Genomic DNA, 17214 nt, shown 5'->3' on the forward strand with positions numbered 1-17214 from the left:
CAAACTAGAATAGGAGCGCTTATGACCTTAAAAGTAGAAAATTTAACCTATTATTATACCAATCCTGAGGATTACCTCTTCAAAGAGGTCACACAGACATTTGCCAAAGGAACCGTGTATGCAATTCTTGGGCAATCCGGTTCAGGAAAAACAACTTTTCTCTCCTTACTTGCCGGGCTAGATACACCGAAATCTGGGACAATGTCTTATGATGATCAAATCATCAAAGCAAGTAACTTAACCAACTATCGTAAAAAAACAGTGAGTACCGTCTTTCAAGCTTATAACTTATTGACTTACATGAGTGCTTACGACAATGTTAAAACAGCTGTAAAAATCTCCGCTGTAAAATTTGAAGACGAAAAGGCAGCGATTGAAGAAGCACTGGAAAAAGTTGGATTGACCAATGAAATGATTTACAAACCTGTCAGTAAATTATCCGGTGGTCAGCAGCAAAGGGTCGCTATTGCCCGTGCCTTAGTGCTTAATCACGACGTGATCATTGCTGATGAGCCCACAGGAAATCTGGACGAAGAAACAACGGCACAAATTGTTGAACTCTTTAAGAAAATTGCTCATGAAGATAAAAAAATCGTGATTATTGTTACACACGAAACAGAGGTCGCTAATGCCTCTGACGTAGTGTATACCTTGAAACATCGAAAATTTGAGCGCACCGCATAAATTAGAACGTTTTCATTTCAAAGCAGAAAATTTTTACTATTTTTAATATAATAGAAGTATGGAAGAAAAAGATTACTTAAAAACGCGATTTGAACCTGAGGAATTTGAAAAACTCAAGCAAAAATTAGTGAATTACAGTTGCGCACTGGACGTTGTTCGGACGCAACTCTCAAATCTCAATACCTACTATAATAATTTTGAAACGGTTAATCCGATTGAACATATCAAGCACCGTCTCAAGTCACCGGAAAGTATAGCTGGTAAATTGAAGAAAAAAGGGCTCCCTATTACAGCGGAAGCCGCTCAAGAACATCTCTCAGATATCGCAGGGATTAGAATCATTTGTTCCTATGCTAAAAATATCTATGAAATAGTAGAAATCATTAAAAATCAAGAAGCTTTTACGGTAGTCAGTGAAAAAGATTATCTCCGCAATGTCAAACCTACGGGATACCGCAGCTACCATATGATCTTAGAAGTTAATCTAGGTCACCTCTTTAACGAAAAAGTTTGTCGCGTAGAGATTCAATTGCGAACCTCAGCTATGGACTTCTGGGCGACTTTGGAACATAAAGTTCGTTATAAATATGATGGTCAAATACCTGAGCAACTGAGCAAAGAACTCCAAAACTGCGCAGAACAAATCCACGCCTTAGATGAGCGCATGTACCTCATTCACAAAGTTTTAGACATGATTAACCAATCAGAAGTTGACATTGATCGGATTGGTTACTGACCACTCCGTCAGTAAAAAAATCAGCATAGTGGGCTTGTCAATGCTAAACAAATTTGTTATAATTTACTAGTATGTGTTTTACATACTAATAAAACTGTTCATCCGCTGGGTCAAAGTTACTTATTGATGGGCAAGAGGAGAAAAAAATGAACCTTATCGAATCTATCAACGCTGAACAACTTCGCACTGATATCCCTGACTTCCGTCCTGGTGACACTGTACGTGTACACGCTAAAGTTGTCGAAGGTACTCGCGAACGTATCCAGATCTTTGAAGGCGTTGTTATCGCTCGTAAAAACTCAGGAATCAACGAAACTTACACTGTTCGTAAAATCTCTAACGGTGTTGGTGTAGAACGTATCTTCCCTGTTCACACACCACGTGTTGAAAAAATTGAAGTGATCCGTCACGGTAAAGTACGTCGTGCGAAACTTTATTACCTCCGTGCACTCACAGGTAAAAAAGCTCGTATCGCTGAACGTCGTCGTTAAGAGATACTTCTTAAACCGCTCTATTGAGCGGTTTTTTTGTTATCTATAATTTATAGAAATAATTTTAGTGAAACACCAATTATGAAAAGCAGGCAAAAAGCAGGCAACTAAAAACTTACTAGAGAAATTCTAGTAAGTTTCTTGTTTTTTCTTTCATCTTTTCTGTTATATGCAAATATATTTTCTCAGTTATTTTCGAACTAGAGTGTCCCACACGTCTTTGAATGATATATAATGGAACTTCAAGTTCTGCTAATTTAGAAATGTGGGTATGTCTAAATATATGAGTAGAAACTCTTTTATTTTTAGGTAGGCCCATTTCTTCTTTATGATTTCTCAGAAAGGAGTTAATAGCGTTGGGTGGAATTGGAGTGCCATTCTTTGTAGTGAAGATAAAGTCAGAATTCGCTGATAAGGCGCAAGCTTCTTTGTAAATTTCTATTGCGCGTGAGTTTATATCCACCTCACGGGTACCCGCTTTAGTTTTAGTCTCTTTGGTTTTCCCTTGCTCACTAACTTTATTTCCATGATAATCAAGATTACCGTCTACAATACAGTAACCTCTATGATCTGATAGCATCATATCACTTTTAAGCATTCCTGCTCCTTCAGCAAACCGTAACCCATTCAAGTAGAGCCACTGACAAAGTAAGTAGTAGCGATAATTTTTACTTTTCAAAAATCCCATTACTTGTTCTAACTCATTTTGTTCAAGGAAGAAATCAGCAATTTTTTCCTCATACTTGGGTTTATATTTTATTTTTAGTTTTTCTAAAGTATTTGCTGCGGGTATTTTTCAAGGATATCATCCTGTTCATTTTTGAGCAGATTTCCCAGGTACAAAGTCAGCTCTTAAATTTTGGGAACAAATAGAAAGGCGCTGGGTTAAGTTCACACAAGAAGACCTGGTACTTGGATTTGAAAAAAGAATGAATCAAGAAATTTAAAACAAAACAAGACCTACGTTTAAGGTGGTCTGAATGTAATTTTTGTGATTACACCATCTGGGATTATAAACACTAGTTTATTAACAAGGCATTCATTATAAATTTTGCACGCGCCTATGTACAGAAAAAATAAAGCTAAGAAACTAGCTAGAAGTATTGAAAAATATAAAACGGAACAAGCCACAGGTAGTTATTTTGGTACTAACCCGACTAGATAAAATCTACAAAAAAACTAGTATGATTTGCTAGTTTGTGAAAGTGTTTAGGAAAGTTGGCCATTGAGGTAGGCTTTTCCAATAATAATCAGTAACCCAATAATAATCAAGATGATGCTAATAATTTGCCATGATCTATTCTTGGATCTGTATCGTGTGAAGAAACCATAGCTTACACGGGTATTTAAAATTGAAATTACTAGTCCTATTCCAAAAAGAATAGCGCCAAATAAGATGATATAGTCCATTAGTAAGCAATCCTTTTAAATTTATTTTTAATAATTATAGCATTAATACTTTGGAAAAAGAAAGAAATAATGCAGAAAATAAGTATTCTGTGAAAGTGGTGGATAATAAAAAAGCAAAAGTAAAGATTACTTCTGCCAAATAAAAAATTATTTTGAAATATGATCTAACATTTTGAACATAATGCTTTTGTTAATTTCTGGAAAAGGATGATTCAAAATATCTGAAGAACTTTGATTCAACTTGTTTCCGTTATTAGGGTAAGCAATGTCATTGGTTACAATTTCGTTAACATTTGTTTTAGAGGGTTCAAAGTGAAACTGAAGGCCAATTATATTATCAAGAATAAATCCTTGGTTTTGCAATAGATCACTACTAAACAATAAAGAGGAATTTTCAGGTAGCTCAAACATATCCTCGTGCCAGTGTAATGCCATTAATTGAGAGGGAAGGTTTTTTATGAGATCGCTCTTTAAATAAACTGGAGCCCAACCCACCTCTTTATTAGGAGATTTATGTACATCAGAACCTAGGGCTTTAGCCAATTGTTGTGCACCAAAACAGGCTCCAAATATTGGTATATTTTTCTTCATAAGATCAATTATTAAATGGCGTTCTTGCTTTATCCAATCATAATCATCGTTAGGACTCATGGGTCCACCCAGAATAATAAGCATATCAGTTTCACTTGCACAAGGGAGTATACCATCAAAATAGTAGGGATGATATATATAAAGATCGTGACCTTTTTCAATCGCCCAATCTTTGATAAAACCTGGTCCCTCATTGGGAGTGTGTTGTAAAACGTTAATTCTCATGATGTTCCTCTCAATTTCATCGGCAATATTTTTAAGTGCCTAAGCTTACAATTCATATTAATTAAAATATTATAACACAAGATAGGGAGAAAAAATTTAAAATACAAAATATCAACGCTAATCATTAAAGTGTGTAATGGGACAGTTGTATTAGAGAATATCTTTTAAAACAAAAAAGCCCGCAGCAACGGGCTCTCTCAAAGGAATTATCTAATACTATTATACCATAAAGGGAGACTGATAAATGGCTGATAAGTTAGATAGATTTATTGGAGATTATGTTAATGGCAGACTTGAAGCCAGAATAAAATCAATCGAAATCAGGTATCTTTATAAGCAAAAAGTTGATAATTTAGGCATCCGCACAGCTTATTCTGGTGGTTCGGAACCTGAAAATCATGTCTTAAATAAAGAAGCACTTGAAAATGACGAGGAATATATTAAGCTTAAAGATCTGATGTATCAGTTCAATTTATGGTATGAATCTTTAGTTGATGAGGAAAAAGAAATCATAAGATTGAAGCACTTCGGATATGGTGGATTTACATGGTACAGAGTAATGATGGAACTTGATAATGAAGGAATTGAGATTTCAGAAAAGAAAGCTAAATTTATTTATTATCGCTTTAGAAAAGATATAGATCCACATATTGGCTATTTCATTTAAAACCATGGGTCAAATCGGGATAAAAACGACACGAAAAAGGCATGAAAAGGGAGTGTTGACCCCTGTTTTTAGTGATATACTTGTATCATGAAGTTATCAACGAAAGCACAAAAAATTGTAATTCGTTCGGTTGGGTAAACTTCAGAAGTAAGTTAGGGTTCGACTCCCTGACTTGCTATTATATTTTATTACAGGTTGTCTATTAGGCAGCCTTTTATTATTGGTTTTACAAATAAGAGAGGAGTGATTATGAACTATGCATACTTAAAACGAGTGTACGACAATAAATTTTAATCGCATGAACAAAGATTATTCCAAGTGGTTATTGTTGAGATATGGTTTAAGAAATGTTAATATTTAACTTTGCTGTTTATTAATGAAAAAGGAGAGTATATGTTAAACATTTTAAAAACAACAAAAATAGAGCCATGGAGATTTCTAGTTGCTACACTTGTTATAATTGCAGGTGACTGGGGAGTTATAAATGCACAAGGCGAAAGCTTCTTGAGTTTATTTAACTTTACATTTTTGTTGATAGCTGGACTGATTTCACTAACGATTTTGTTGGGTTGGCCTAACCTAAAAGCACTATTTAAAAAAATGAGTAAAGGAAACTGGAAATGGGTTTTCTTTGCTATTATAGCAGAAGTCATTTTGACCTATGCTTTTGCATTTGTAGGAGATATTCTTAATCAGTCATTGGCTGATAATGGGGCGGTAGAGGGACTAGGTTCGATGGGTGACTTATTGCTTTCATTTCCCTTTCTGAGTCTTAGTCTTATTGGTGAGGAATTATTAATCAGTACTTTGTTTATTTTAACTTTTGTAATAATAAATAAGTTTTTCACAGATAAACAATCAGTTATCATTGCTACACTATGCTCATTAACGATTTTTGGATTAAGCCATTATGGAGTATATGATGGTAATCTTTATCAATGTATTGTGGTTATTGGTTTAGCACATATTCCTACTATATATGCATGGCTTAAGACTGAGACATTATGGGTTCCAATTGCTATTCACATTATATATGATTTTTTGCTACTTGCTCTTGTATCAGTAGCTTAAACAAAGGATATAAAAAAGATAAATATAAGGTAAAGCTATCAGAAATGGTGGCTTTTTATTATTGAAATGGGAGATTGAATAATGCCAATGACTGGCCGATGTCGTGAGCCTAACTGTCATGACGTGGTAGTAAGACCCTTGTACTATTGTGTAGTAAGCATGCTGATAAAGAAGTAGCTTATCAAGAAAGTAGGCAACGCTGGACTAAACCGCATAATAGTAAACGATATAAAGATTATGATCGAATGAGAAGTAAAGACCCATTTAAAACGGTGCAACATAAGTTCTACCAAAGCAAGCAATGGCGTTCAATAAGAGAGAGTGCGCTCAGGCGCGATAGTCACCTGTGTCAGTATTGTTTGAATTATAACCGTGTTAGAACTGGTAAGATAGGTGACCATATCGTCCCCTACGAAGTAGAACCTGATAATAGGACTAATCTAACTAATATTGCGACATGTTGCAACAAATACCATACAGCTAAAACAAAATGGGAACAACTTTGTTATGGAACCGGTTGGGGATATAAACTAAAGAGAGCTATCCCTATCAGAAATGTGAAAGATTTGCCAGATTTTCAAAAAAATATCTAATAATTTTAAACAGCCTCCCTCTACATTTAGTTTAGGGAAACCACACACATAGGTCTCATCTTATATCAAAACTCAATTTTGAAAATTTTTATATAGGAGGGCAAAACACTAAAAGAAAGGAGAATTTTTTGGCTAAAAAAAGTTTTAAAGATGTTAATAGTGGTCGTTTAAGCTATCAGCCCCCCGACCATCTCGGACGTACCGCAAAACAAATTTGGCGTAGAGTTGTCCTTTTTTTAGAAACACAAAATTCTGTAGAACGAATTGACCAAACCTTGGTTGAAATGTACTGCACTAGGACTGACTAATCGTAGTCTACCCGCGCTGGATTTTGAAGGAGCGGCACTCAAGGCTTGGTCAGTAGTGGATGTTAAACGCTACTTGGATAGGCTGAATGCCACAACCGAGGAATACCCGTGCTATAATCCCAGCCAAGCTGTTTTCGATTCAGAGGACTGGTCTTTTGTTGAGAATACTAGTTATAAGCTTTGGTTGGGGCAGTATGCGAATAGAGAAGCCACAGGCTTTCAGAGTAACCCGTGGAACAGTGCAAGCAGTTGAACGGTCAGCTTTTCGCTTATTGACCAGTACTCAAGTGCTCGCCAACTAGCGAGGGTACGGTGGTAGCCTTGACTTGGACCTGTTCAAAGGGAGTCGAGAGGATTGGTTGAGACTAGCAGGCATTGAGTTATCTGTTAGCAGTGCAAACACACAAACTAAACCAACACCATCAGAATTGGAAGATGATGAACTTATGAGATTTACTTACGAAATCATAGATGCAAAGACTGGTAAGACACAAGGTACAGTCTATTACTACGGTCGTGACTTGAAACATTATCAGTGGAGCCAAAAAGCACCTTGGTATATTCGTCACTTACAGGCGATTAACCAACGTGCTCCTCAAGTTGCATGGAGATAAAAACGACAGCACTATAATACAAATACTCCAAGTTTTTCATAAAATATACTCCTATGAAGCGTTCTTTGCGTGAATTTAGATAAATGGCATCGATGTTTCTGTTATAGATTGTATGCCTTATAACTAATGATTTGGAGGCGTTATCTTTTTAAGTATAGATTAAGAACAAATATATAGAATGAGAGCATCTAATATTTAACGTAATATTGGTGTTAACTTTCTTCATCCTCCGCTTTGGCGGGGATTTTTTATTTTTTAAAATATGATATTGTATGTTATACAAAGTCTATAGTATGTGTTAAGGACTTGTTAAGGCGATACTTATAGAATGAACAATATCTAATTAGTTTAACTATTAGATACCCTAGCTGATACTCAAGCTTGGACTTTAGCCGTAGCTTTAGCTATGAATTTCATTCCCCATCCCTGACTTTTGTCGGGATTTTTTTGATATTTTGTAAATAAAATAAAAACGTTTAAGCTATGTTAGAAAATAAGATGAAAATTTTATTCAATTTAGTCCGTCTCTTATGTCTTATAAATTTGGATTTTTATTGCCTAGCAGACTCTCAATTATTATATGCGTACAAATATATTATTTTATAGCTTTTTATATACACTATTTAGGCGGATGTATTTAATGAAATTCATATTTAGCTTTTAGTGGCAGCGAATAATATAAAGTGCTATAATTTACTGGTTGGAATGTTAAAAGACTCACAATGTATTTTATAGTATTTTTATCGAATATAAATGTGGTGTCTAGAAGAATATCTAGGAGGATATTATGAAAAAAATAGTTTTAGGTACTTTAGCAGCGTTAGCATTTATAACTGGAGGAGTTATTAACGCACGTCAAGTTTCCGCAGATACAGCGCAACTTCACGAAAGAATTTTTAGAATTTATAATCCAAATACGGGTGAACATTTACTTACACCTGTGGGATGGGAAGTTGTAGTTTTGGAAAAAGCGGGATGGAAAGCTGAAGGAGTTGCGTTTTATATACCTTTAACTGAACCTCCATACTCAGGATACCCAGTTGTGCAACGTTTATATAATCAAAATGCTGGTGATCATCACTACACAACAAGTAATTTTGAAGCCACGAGCTTAGTTTCAGTTGGTTGGAGTAATGGCGGGGAAGCATTTACATTCCCAGTTGCCAAAGCAAAAACTGGAGTACCTGTATATCGCCTATATAATCCAAACGCAAAAGTAGGATCACATCACTTTACAATGAGTTCTTATGAGAGAGATTCATTAATTAAAGCTGGGTGGAAAAATGAAGGAATTGCTTTTAACGCTTATACTAAATAATTAATAAAAAATAACCCTGACTTCGGTCAGGGCTTTTTTATTGCGTTAACTTATCACTTTCTTGAATCATCTTAATAAGACCTTCTAGTGGTAAAGAGGTATTGTTAACTCTCACTGTATTCCAATGAGTTTTATTCATATGATAACCAGGAAATACACCGTCATATTCACGTACTTCCTCACCATGTTCTGGAGTAAGTTTTAAATCAATAAGTAAATCATTATCTTTTTCAAAAATTAAAGCGATAATTTTTTTATTTCTTTTTTGTCTAATGGCAGTCCATAAGATCTTTTCACGAGTGTTATCATTAAATGGGAAATCCTCATAAGAATTAGTGTTTTTTAAAACTAAATTTATTAATTCTTGACGTGTCATATTGAACTCCTTTTTTTATAATTATACCACTATTAAAAAAAGATTTTCTAGGCTTATAAATTAATAAAGTAATAAAGTAGTGTATAATAAATTAACAATATTATAGAGGGAAAATATTATGAAAAAGATTTACTTTCTTTGTACAGGTAACTCTTGCCGCTCTCAAATTGCAGAAGGCTATGGTCATCAATTTTTAGAGGGATGGGAAGTTCGATCGGCTGGCGTAGAAACACATGGATTAAATCCTAGAGCTGTGGAAGTTATGGCAGAAGACGGTGTTGATATTTCTAATCAAAAGTCTGAACTTATTGATATAGATTATTTTAATAGTTGCGATTTAATCATTACATTATGTGGAGATGCTCTTGACAAATGTCCAATGATCCCTAATGAGGTGAATCACGAACATTGGGATTTACAAGACCCAGCTCGAGTATCAGGATCAGATGATCAAATATTAGAAGCATTCAGAAATACAAGAGATTTAATAAAAGTGCAAGTTGAAAAATTAACAAAATTGTAAATTTACTCTGCTTAGGTGGGCTTTTTTGTTATACTTTAATATAGAGTATAGAAAGGAATAATATTATGGAATTAAAAATTGGGGAAGCAGTATATTTACCAGAATCAAAATATTCTGGTGTAGTGGGGACTGTTATAGCGGAAAATAAAAAAGGAATTTTAGTTAGTTTTAACGGTACCCAGCAACTCTATTTGGAAGAAATGGGACTTCAACCTTATAAAAAGTAAGATATTCATAGGCTGCCCCGATTTCGGTCAGTTTTTTGTTTTATTTAAGAAGTTAAAACTATAATATAATTATTCCAATTAAAAATTTTTCATAAAGTTTACTCCTAAGCGCCTATTAATTTAGGTGCTTTTTTTGATTTCTTAATAAGATACAAATTAGACACTTATCTTGTTTTGTCTTTCCTTTACCTATTATTAATTGATAACCACTGAGGTTTCTGCTAGAATATGGACGTAAGATATGTAGCGGTACTTACAAAATAAAGGAGTATTATGAAAAAAACAACTATTTTAACCTCAATCTGTGTCATGGGAGCCGCAGTACTGCTAGGTTCAAGCTTCCCTACAAATGTTTCTGCCGATAGTTCATCGAATGAAAACGTATCAGTAGGAATTATTGATCGAGTTTATAATCCGAATACAGGGGAACACGTCTATACAAACAGTATATTTGAAGAAAGTCGTTTAGTAGACCTTGGTTGGTCTAGTGAAGGAAATGCATTTTTCGTACCTGAGTTTGAAGTTGGTAAAGATAACTCAAATCAGGGCCCTTCAGTGACTCGACTTTATAATCCAAATGCTGGAGACCATTTCTACACTTCTAATCGATACGAAATTTCTGAATTGATTAAAAAAGGTTGGAAACAAGACCAAATTAATTTTCCAACCGCCAAAGTAGGAGTTCCAGTTTACCGACTTTATAATCCAAATGCAACAGTTGGCGCTCATTTCTATACTACAAGTAGCTTTGAACGAGATAACTTGGTAAACCATGGATGGAAATATGAAGGGATTGCTTTTAATAGCTTACGTGCTTAGGTCGGTACAATAAAATAGTTTACTTATTTTACTATTAAATTAGAAATTAATCATTTAGTCAGCGCTATATCGTCAAATATAGTAAATACAAGGGTTTGATGGATATTTGACGGGATTTGAAAGTAAGTGAAATAGTAATAGTAATCCTCTCCTCCGTGCACTCACAGGTAAAAAAGCTCGTATCGCTGAACGTCGTCGTTAAGAGATACTTCTTAAACCGCTCTATTGAGCGGTTTTTTTGTTCTTTTTTTAAAGAAAGTATCTATCAGTACAATAAGCGATATTATATAGAGATAAATGATAAATAAGCTCAATAAATTCCATAAAAAAACGTGAAAAGCGCTATATTATTACACAAATAACGTTAACGGTGTGAATAAAATCATTTTTTGCAATTTCTGTGTATTATTTTGACAAATGATTAAAGGAAGTAGTATTATAATTAAAGAAATTAAGAAAAGATTAGGAAAGTAATAATGAACAATATTCCATGTCCAGCAAAAAATGAAGATCCGTTAATCTACCAACGCTATAAACTTCCTAGCGGTCGCATTGTTATGATATCAAAGGAAATGATGATGCCAAGTAAGTTGAATAGTATGAAATTCGAGCAGATGATTTCTGTTACATCTTTTGAGATGGGATTACTTACATATTTTAATTTTGGACATCGGGGTAAGCTTGCATTTAGATTACCCATGAGTTTTTTTGCAAGTACATCTCCCGAAGCAAAACAGCAACTACTTAAGCAGTACATGATTGAGTTTCTAAATGAAACATCTCGCAAGAAAAGCCAGCTGAAAATTAATCTCGCCCAGAAATTGGTTCCGCTCTTTTTAGCTATCGAAGCTGCAGAACTTCTTCTTAAACTTGCCCTGTAGTTTGCCTTATTTTAAGTAAAAAAAAAAGAGACACGTAGTGTCTTTTTTTAAGAACTGAAACACATTAAATCCTTACATTAAGCCTCTATTTGAATAATGTAGCGTGTATTAATCAAATGTTCAATATTGTCCTCGTCGATAACGAGACACATTCCGCTCATTGTTTTTTTGAGATGAACCACTGAAATAGTAGCTCCATCGATCATATATAACTTGACGCTTTCATTTTGTTTAAGCATTTTTTTTAAATAACTAATCATAATATTCCTTTCCTAAAGAAGTTCATCTTTAACCATTCTATGCTATAAACCATAAATAGAGCAAAAGCTTAGAAAAAACCAATTAGTTCGCTTTATAATCAGTTGTAATTCAAGTGAATTTAAAAAAGAGGAAGAAATAAAAGCTCGTCAGGAGAGGTTACACGCTTACGCGTATGAATATAAGGGGTGCGGTTCATTGGGTGGACGGACCCAACGGAAAGCTTTTGACCAGCTTTGTTGGTATAGGAATAGTGACATCCTATATCAATAAAGTAAGCCACTTCAGCTGTTGTTTCAATAGTTCCTCCTTCTAGTTTAACATGCGTGATTTTTGAGGGTGAAGAACTAAAATGATCAGAAAGTCGAATGTGAGTAATGTGATAATTCATGGAACCTCCTTTAAGTAAATTATAGCGCTTACTTCGTAATAAATGAAATAAGTAGTCCTTTATTTCAGATAAAATGATTTTGTATTTTAACGCTTTCATTATAAAATAGAAGTAACTAAAAAAGAGGAGGTTATAACCTATGAAAAAAGAATACAAAAATATTATGGTAGCAGTAGATGGTTCGGAGCAATCATATAACGCAGTACAAGAAGCAGTAGAAGTGACAAAGCGCAATGGTGGTAAACTTCAAATCGTTACCGTTAAAGACAATAAACGGTATTATGGCATGGCTGGTGCTGGATTCGTTGAAACACCGGGTTTAGATCAAATGGCTCAAGAAATTTTGAATGAGGCAAGCCGACTGGTGGGTGATAAAGTAGAAGTTACTTTACAAGAACTTTCGGGGACTCCTAAATATAGGATTGTAAGCTTTGCTGAAGAACATAATATCGATCTTATCGTTATTGGCTCAACTGGAGCCGGGGTAATTGATAAACTCATGCTTGGTTCTACTACTCAATATGTTGTGAGTCACGCGCCATGTAACGTAATGGTAATTAAATAAAAAATTAAAGGCTCAGGTAGGAGCCTTTTTTGTATCCTGTGGTTTTTTAGGGACGAACAGATATGTTGACAATGTAAACGCAAACAACTAAAATTAATGTTATAAATAGAATACAAGGAGACACCTATGGTAAATAGAATTTCATTAGAGGATGCTGCCCGAAAATTTAGCGATGATAATGCTCCACACCCACGTATTTATGAGCTAGAACCAAAAGAAGGAAGAAAACTACTTGAAAAAGTGCAAGATGGTGAAGTGCATAAAGAAGAAGCAATCATTGAGGATCTACCAGTAGATACAGGGAAATGGGGCACAATAAACGTTCGCTTTATCAGTCCTAAGTCTCCTGCTGGAAACGATTCTAACCTCCCTGTGATACTTTACCTTCATGGAGCGGGTTGGGTATTTGGCAGTGCGCATACGCATGATAAACTAATTCGTGAACTTGCAGTAAAGACAAATTCTATCGTAGTATTCCCCGAGTACTCTTTAGCTCCAGAAGCCAAGTATCCCACAGCAATTGAACAAAATTATGCAGTATTAGAACAACTAAAGAATTTCAGTAAAGAAAAACATTTTGATCTTAATCGTTTGACCGTTGCAGGAGATTCTGTAGGTGGAAATATGGCAACGGTAATGACCCTATTGAGTAAGCAACGGAATGGACAAAAAATTAACCAGCAAGTTCTATTTTATCCTGTTACTGATGCCAATTTTAATACACCTTCTTATCAAAAATTCGCTGAAGGTTATTTTTTGACAAAAGAAGGGATGCAATGGTTCTGGGATCAATATACAACAGATGAAAAAGAACGTGCTCAAATTACAGCATCCCCTTTGCGTGCGACTAAAGAGCAACTTGAAGGCCTTCCCCAAGCTCTAATTATTACGGGCGAAGCCGATGTTTTAAGAGATGAGGGAGAGGCATATGCTCAGAATCTAAGAGAAGCTGGGGTTGAAGTGACCCAAGCGCGTTTCCAAGGAATAGTGCATGATTTTGTGATGGTAAATATGATGGATGAGACAAATGCCACACGTGGAGCGATGATGTTAACGACTCAATGGTTAAAAAATAAAAATGAATAACTTGAAGTAACAAAGAATTCATCACTCAAAATTGAAAGATACACTTGTCACACTCCGTAGCAACGAACTGAAGAGAACCAAGTGTATTTTTTATTAGCTTAAAGGAGGAATTAAATGATAATTGGATTAATAAAGGCAAATTTTCCGGGAGAAAGACGGGTCCCTCTCTTACCCGAAGATATTTCGGGATTTGAAAATGAGTTAATTGTCGAAAAGGGATTTGGTGAATATCTAGATATTACTGATGAAGAATATCGTGCAGTGGGTTGCCGAATTTTAGACCGTAAAGAAATATTTAAAGAAGCAGAAGCAATTTTTTCTTTAAAATTAATCCAGCCTAGTGATTATGCTGAACTGAGACCTGGGCAAATGATAATTGGTTGGACTCATCCTATGGGATCGGGTAAGGAGTTTATGAAAGATCAGGTCTATCCAAAAAATCTAACCGTGGTAGATTTAGATAGCAATGCACCAAGTATTTATTATAAAAATACTAGTAAACCTGCTCCGCTACCAAAGGGATTGCTGTATAGAAATAGTTTTTATGCTGGATTTGCTGGAGTGCAAGATGCTTTGATTCGATATGGCTTGTATCCAGATGACTCTATAAAAATTGCGGTTTTAGGCTCAGGAAATGTGGCGCAAGGTGCTTTTAGCAGTCTTTCAAAATATTCTAGTAATATCCGGATGTTCTATCGGAAAACCATGCCTGTTTTTAAGGAAACTTATTCTACCTACGATATCATCGTGAACGGTATCGAAATAGGGAAAGATGATGCACCGATTCTAAGTCTAGAGGAACAAAAAAATTTAAAGAAAGGAACCTTTATTATTGATGTGGCAGCCGATGCAGGTAATGCTATTGAAGGAACACACTTTACAACACTCAGCCACCCTATTTATAAAGAAGAAGGAAACTACTATTATGTGGTTCCTAACACGCCTTCTTTAGCTTACCGTAACGTCAGTAAGATTTTAAGTAAGATTCTAAGTGAATATATATTTAAGTCTGATACCTCGCGTTTTAAAGTAAGCGATGAACAGTAAAAACTTCCGTCTATTCGGGAGCTTTTTCTTAGGTCTAATGGCATATTGTAGCTAGTTAAATTAATCACTAATACTTAAGTAATAGAGTTAGCTAGTTAAAAAGAACAAAGGGGACTTTCTCAGTACAAAAAAAGAGCTACCGCCACCACTTGAGTGAAGAATCATAAAAGCTTTGTTGTCGTGCTTTCTTAAGTTAAGATTATAAAATGAGAGTTAATAGCTCGATTATTTTTTATGTTACAATTATAGTATAAAAAATGAAGGAACCCTCGCCGTGCACAAAGTTTTTAATAAGCTCTTTAATCGAGTTTCAATCACTGTTTTTTTTATTCTAATTGAATTATTAGCGGTGGTAGGAATAGTTCGTAGTTTCGATCATTATGTACCAATTCTAGGACTTTTGAGTCTTACAGTTAGTGTTTTGGTTGTACTCTACTTGATTCGACGTGATCAAGCCTCGTCAATAAAAATTGTTTGGATAATAATCATTCTGCTTGTTCCAGGTTTTGGAGGTCTGCTATATCTTCTTGTTGGAACTCAAAACCCTGTAAGGAAAATGGAAGCTAAGATTGAGCGTGCGCATCAAGAAATCGTGCCCTATCTTAAACAGGATAGAATAGTGCTTGATCATCTCAAAGAAAAGGATAAACGTTTTTTAGGTACTGTAAAAAACCTCATCAATGGAAGTCACTATCCACTCTATGAGGATACTCAAGTGGAATACTTCGAGTTCGGGGAGATAATGTATGCTGCGATGCTTGAAGAAGTTGCAAAAGCTGAACGTTATATCTTTTTAGAATATTTTATTATCAATGAAAAAAGTCGAATGTGGCAGGACCTGTTAAAATTGCTGGTAGAAAAAGCAAAGGTAGGTGTAGATGTTCGCCTTATTTATGATGACTTTGGTTCATTGACAACTTTTCATTTGAAAAATATTGCTGAATTGAGGAAGTCAGGAATAAAGGTTGTTAATTTTAATCCTTTTATTCCCGCTTTAGCTGTTAAGATGAATAACCGCGACCATCGAAAAATATTAGTTGTTGATGACAAAGTGGCTTTCAATGGCGGAATCAATATTGCAGATGAGTACATAAATGAAGAGAATCGTTTTGGAATTTGGAAAGATACGGGATTGAGAATTAAAGGACCTGCTATTGCTAGCTTTACAATGATGTTTCTTGAAACATGGAACGCTTTCTGCCAACCTCAAGAAGTATTACTTGATTTTGCAGCCTACTCTTATAAGGGAGAGAGTTTCGAAAAACAAGGCTTTGTCCAACCTTTTGCCGAGAATCCACTTACGCATGATTTGCTCGCGGAAGATACCTATATAGACATTTTGAATCAGGCTACAGATTATGTTAGTATTTTCACTCCTTATCTTATTATCACTGATAAAATGATTCATGCCCTGCAACTAGCAAGTAAGCGCGGCGTTAAGGTGACCATCATTACTCCTGGAATCCCAGATAAGCCTCTCATTTATCGAGTAACGAGATCTTTCTATCGAGTATTAATGAAAGCAGGAGTTGAAATTTATGAATATTCACCTGGTTTCGTTCATGCAAAAAGTTTTGTTGCAGATGATAAAATTGCGGTGGTAGGTACGATAAATTTGGATTATCGGAGTTTGTATTTGCATTTTGAATGTGCTACACTTCTCTATAATGCACCAATGATAAAAGAGTTAAAAAGAGATATGGAGCAAACACTACTTAGCTGTCGTAAGGTGGAGCGTGACGAAATAAAACGTCATTTTATTGGTAGTATCATTGATGATGTTTTGCAACTTTTTTCACCATTAATGTAAACAAAGTTCTAACTTTTAACTTTAGATTTTGAACACTTAGGTGTAGAATAGAAGTAAAGCAAGAATACAAGGAGGTATTTCAGATGAGTAGAAAGTACGATAATATATTGGTTGCAGTGGACGGTTCAAAGCAGTCGTATGATGCTGTTCAGGAAGCTTTAGAGGTAGCAAGACGTAATCAAGCAAAGCTCAAATTGCTATATGTGTTGAATGATAAATTAGCAAATATTCCTGTGCATCTAGATACGATGACACTTTATAAAAGTGTACAAGAGCATTCAGACTTTGTTGTTGAAGAGCTTCATAAAAGATTTGAAGATCAAGTGAAAACTTTGGATATTGTTCGTTTGACAGGAACACCCAAGAGAGAAATTGTAAACTATGCTCAAGAGAATAATATTGATTTGATTATTATTGGTTCAACAGGGCTTGATGCAATTGACCGCCTTTTACTTGGCTCAACTACACAGTATGTAGTAAATCATGCCAAATGCAATGTCTTAGTAATAAAATAAGCATTAAT

At 34.9% G+C, this 17214-nt stretch carries 22 protein-coding genes and 1 pseudogene; 18 read left to right on the forward strand and 5 right to left on the reverse strand.

Features of this window, described 5'->3' with window-relative positions; all coding sequences use genetic code 11:
* Positions 1-21 precede the first annotated feature (21 nt).
* From JKP71_RS00900 to rplS, 3 genes are all read left to right on the forward strand, one after another.
* On the forward strand, positions 22-684 hold the full coding sequence (locus JKP71_RS00900; protein WP_200406685.1) for an ABC transporter ATP-binding protein: 663 nt from the start codon (positions 22-24) through the stop codon (positions 682-684).
* A 58-nt stretch (positions 685-742) separates the two neighbouring features.
* Positions 743-1420: a GTP pyrophosphokinase gene (locus JKP71_RS00905; RefSeq protein ID WP_075524949.1), complete on the forward strand. Its 678-nt coding sequence runs from the start codon at positions 743-745 to the stop codon at positions 1418-1420.
* A 146-nt stretch (positions 1421-1566) separates the two neighbouring features.
* Positions 1567-1911: a 50S ribosomal protein L19 gene (gene rplS, locus JKP71_RS00910; RefSeq protein ID WP_075524948.1), complete on the forward strand. Its 345-nt coding sequence runs from the start codon at positions 1567-1569 to the stop codon at positions 1909-1911.
* Between the two features lie 118 nt (positions 1912-2029).
* Here the strand turns inward: rplS and JKP71_RS00915 are convergent, their stop codons facing one another.
* Both JKP71_RS00915 and JKP71_RS00920 read right to left on the reverse strand, forming a co-directional pair.
* The gene (locus tag JKP71_RS00915; RefSeq protein ID WP_308430918.1) at positions 2030-2704 is read right to left on the reverse strand and encodes a tyrosine-type recombinase/integrase; all 675 of its coding nucleotides are present in this window, start codon (positions 2702-2704) and stop codon (positions 2030-2032) included.
* Between the two features lie 764 nt (positions 2705-3468).
* Positions 3469-4137 (reverse strand): type 1 glutamine amidotransferase, encoded by a 669-nt coding sequence (locus JKP71_RS00920; RefSeq protein ID WP_200406687.1) that lies wholly within the window; start codon positions 4135-4137, stop codon positions 3469-3471.
* A 244-nt stretch (positions 4138-4381) separates the two neighbouring features.
* Here JKP71_RS00920 and JKP71_RS00925 point away from each other — a divergent pair, with 244 nt between their 5' ends.
* The 6 genes and pseudogenes from JKP71_RS00925 (at position 4382) to JKP71_RS00950 (ending at position 8708) form a co-directional block, all read left to right on the forward strand.
* Complete coding sequence (locus JKP71_RS00925; RefSeq protein WP_200406688.1) at positions 4382-4804, forward strand: RinA family protein; 423 nt, start codon at positions 4382-4384, stop codon at positions 4802-4804.
* Positions 4805-5197: 393 nt separating this feature from the next.
* A complete protein-coding gene (locus tag JKP71_RS00930) occupies positions 5198-5875 on the forward strand; it encodes a CPBP family glutamic-type intramembrane protease (protein ID WP_200406689.1) in 678 nt (225 codons plus the stop codon).
* A gap of 81 nt (positions 5876-5956) precedes the next feature.
* Positions 5957-6468: pseudogene (locus tag JKP71_RS00935) on the forward strand (HNH endonuclease).
* 128 nt (positions 6469-6596) lie between these two features.
* A complete protein-coding gene (locus JKP71_RS00940) occupies positions 6597-6776 on the forward strand; it encodes a hypothetical protein (protein WP_231097840.1) in 180 nt (59 codons plus the stop codon).
* A gap of 359 nt (positions 6777-7135) precedes the next feature.
* Positions 7136-7390 (forward strand): hypothetical protein, encoded by a 255-nt coding sequence (locus JKP71_RS00945; RefSeq protein ID WP_200406690.1) that lies wholly within the window; start codon positions 7136-7138, stop codon positions 7388-7390.
* 787 nt (positions 7391-8177) lie between these two features.
* A complete protein-coding gene (locus tag JKP71_RS00950) occupies positions 8178-8708 on the forward strand; it encodes a hypothetical protein (RefSeq protein WP_200406691.1) in 531 nt (176 codons plus the stop codon).
* A gap of 37 nt (positions 8709-8745) precedes the next feature.
* Here JKP71_RS00950 and JKP71_RS00955 read toward each other — a convergent pair whose 3' ends face one another.
* The gene (locus JKP71_RS00955; RefSeq protein WP_200406692.1) at positions 8746-9084 is read right to left on the reverse strand and encodes an MmcQ/YjbR family DNA-binding protein; all 339 of its coding nucleotides are present in this window, start codon (positions 9082-9084) and stop codon (positions 8746-8748) included.
* A 118-nt stretch (positions 9085-9202) separates the two neighbouring features.
* Here JKP71_RS00955 and arsC point away from each other — a divergent pair, with 118 nt between their 5' ends.
* From arsC to JKP71_RS00975, 4 genes are all read left to right on the forward strand, one after another.
* A complete protein-coding gene (gene arsC, locus JKP71_RS00960) occupies positions 9203-9607 on the forward strand; it encodes an arsenate reductase (thioredoxin) (RefSeq protein ID WP_200406693.1) in 405 nt (134 codons plus the stop codon).
* A 65-nt stretch (positions 9608-9672) separates the two neighbouring features.
* On the forward strand, positions 9673-9834 hold the full coding sequence (locus tag JKP71_RS00965) for a hypothetical protein (RefSeq protein ID WP_200406694.1): 162 nt from the start codon (positions 9673-9675) through the stop codon (positions 9832-9834).
* Positions 9835-10107: 273 nt separating this feature from the next.
* Positions 10108-10653 (forward strand): hypothetical protein, encoded by a 546-nt coding sequence (locus JKP71_RS00970; protein ID WP_200406695.1) that lies wholly within the window; start codon positions 10108-10110, stop codon positions 10651-10653.
* A gap of 476 nt (positions 10654-11129) precedes the next feature.
* Entirely contained in the window at positions 11130-11534 is a 405-nt protein-coding gene (locus JKP71_RS00975) for a hypothetical protein (protein WP_200406696.1), read from the forward strand.
* Between the two features lie 77 nt (positions 11535-11611).
* Here the strand turns inward: JKP71_RS00975 and JKP71_RS00980 are convergent, their stop codons facing one another.
* On the reverse strand, positions 11612-11794 hold the full coding sequence (locus JKP71_RS00980; RefSeq protein WP_075524517.1) for a hypothetical protein: 183 nt from the start codon (positions 11792-11794) through the stop codon (positions 11612-11614).
* A 119-nt stretch (positions 11795-11913) separates the two neighbouring features.
* The gene (locus JKP71_RS00985) at positions 11914-12183 is read right to left on the reverse strand and encodes a DUF3892 domain-containing protein (RefSeq protein WP_075524518.1); all 270 of its coding nucleotides are present in this window, start codon (positions 12181-12183) and stop codon (positions 11914-11916) included.
* 139 nt (positions 12184-12322) lie between these two features.
* Here JKP71_RS00985 and JKP71_RS00990 point away from each other — a divergent pair, with 139 nt between their 5' ends.
* The 5 genes from JKP71_RS00990 (at position 12323) to JKP71_RS01010 (ending at position 17206) form a co-directional block, all read left to right on the forward strand.
* Positions 12323-12748, forward strand: coding sequence for a universal stress protein (locus JKP71_RS00990; protein WP_075524519.1), 426 nt, complete (start codon positions 12323-12325; stop codon positions 12746-12748).
* 126 nt (positions 12749-12874) lie between these two features.
* The gene (locus JKP71_RS00995) at positions 12875-13834 is read left to right on the forward strand and encodes an alpha/beta hydrolase (protein WP_200406697.1); all 960 of its coding nucleotides are present in this window, start codon (positions 12875-12877) and stop codon (positions 13832-13834) included.
* Between the two features lie 114 nt (positions 13835-13948).
* The gene (locus JKP71_RS01000; RefSeq protein ID WP_200406698.1) at positions 13949-14881 is read left to right on the forward strand and encodes a Rossmann-fold NAD(P)-binding domain-containing protein; all 933 of its coding nucleotides are present in this window, start codon (positions 13949-13951) and stop codon (positions 14879-14881) included.
* Positions 14882-15155: 274 nt separating this feature from the next.
* Positions 15156-16691 carry a cardiolipin synthase gene (gene cls / locus JKP71_RS01005; protein WP_200406699.1) on the forward strand — a complete coding sequence of 512 codons (1536 nt, stop codon included), beginning with the start codon at positions 15156-15158 and terminating at the stop codon, positions 16689-16691.
* Between the two features lie 83 nt (positions 16692-16774).
* Entirely contained in the window at positions 16775-17206 is a 432-nt protein-coding gene (locus tag JKP71_RS01010) for a universal stress protein (protein ID WP_200406700.1), read from the forward strand.
* The last annotated feature ends 8 nt before the right edge of the window (positions 17207-17214 follow it).

This window comes from Lactococcus taiwanensis (assembly GCF_014905395.1).
GTDB lineage: Bacteria > Bacillota > Bacilli > Lactobacillales > Streptococcaceae > Lactococcus > Lactococcus taiwanensis.

Excerpts from the sequence above, each read along its gene's own strand:
- JKP71_RS00900 (WP_200406685.1), top strand. The coding sequence starts at position 22 with ATGACCTTAAAAGTAGAAAATTTAACCTATTATTATACCAATCCTGAG.
- JKP71_RS00905 (WP_075524949.1), top strand. The coding sequence starts at position 743 with ATGGAAGAAAAAGATTACTTAAAAACGCGATTTGAACCTGAGGAATTT.
- rplS (WP_075524948.1), top strand. The coding sequence starts at position 1,567 with ATGAACCTTATCGAATCTATCAACGCTGAACAACTTCGCACTGATATC.
- JKP71_RS00920 (WP_200406687.1), bottom strand. The coding sequence starts at position 4,137 with ATGAGAATTAACGTTTTACAACACACTCCCAATGAGGGACCAGGTTTT.
- JKP71_RS00925 (WP_200406688.1), top strand. The coding sequence starts at position 4,382 with ATGGCTGATAAGTTAGATAGATTTATTGGAGATTATGTTAATGGCAGA.
- JKP71_RS00930 (WP_200406689.1), top strand. The coding sequence starts at position 5,198 with ATGTTAAACATTTTAAAAACAACAAAAATAGAGCCATGGAGATTTCTA.
- JKP71_RS00950 (WP_200406691.1), top strand. The coding sequence starts at position 8,178 with ATGAAAAAAATAGTTTTAGGTACTTTAGCAGCGTTAGCATTTATAACT.
- JKP71_RS00955 (WP_200406692.1), bottom strand. The coding sequence starts at position 9,084 with ATGACACGTCAAGAATTAATAAATTTAGTTTTAAAAAACACTAATTCT.
- arsC (WP_200406693.1), top strand. The coding sequence starts at position 9,203 with ATGAAAAAGATTTACTTTCTTTGTACAGGTAACTCTTGCCGCTCTCAA.
- JKP71_RS00965 (WP_200406694.1), top strand. The coding sequence starts at position 9,673 with ATGGAATTAAAAATTGGGGAAGCAGTATATTTACCAGAATCAAAATAT.
- JKP71_RS00970 (WP_200406695.1), top strand. The coding sequence starts at position 10,108 with ATGAAAAAAACAACTATTTTAACCTCAATCTGTGTCATGGGAGCCGCA.
- JKP71_RS00975 (WP_200406696.1), top strand. The coding sequence starts at position 11,130 with ATGAACAATATTCCATGTCCAGCAAAAAATGAAGATCCGTTAATCTAC.
- JKP71_RS00980 (WP_075524517.1), bottom strand. The coding sequence starts at position 11,794 with ATGATTAGTTATTTAAAAAAAATGCTTAAACAAAATGAAAGCGTCAAG.
- JKP71_RS00985 (WP_075524518.1), bottom strand. The coding sequence starts at position 12,183 with ATGAATTATCACATTACTCACATTCGACTTTCTGATCATTTTAGTTCT.
- JKP71_RS00990 (WP_075524519.1), top strand. The coding sequence starts at position 12,323 with ATGAAAAAAGAATACAAAAATATTATGGTAGCAGTAGATGGTTCGGAG.
- JKP71_RS00995 (WP_200406697.1), top strand. The coding sequence starts at position 12,875 with ATGGTAAATAGAATTTCATTAGAGGATGCTGCCCGAAAATTTAGCGAT.
- JKP71_RS01000 (WP_200406698.1), top strand. The coding sequence starts at position 13,949 with ATGATAATTGGATTAATAAAGGCAAATTTTCCGGGAGAAAGACGGGTC.
- JKP71_RS01010 (WP_200406700.1), top strand. The coding sequence starts at position 16,775 with ATGAGTAGAAAGTACGATAATATATTGGTTGCAGTGGACGGTTCAAAG.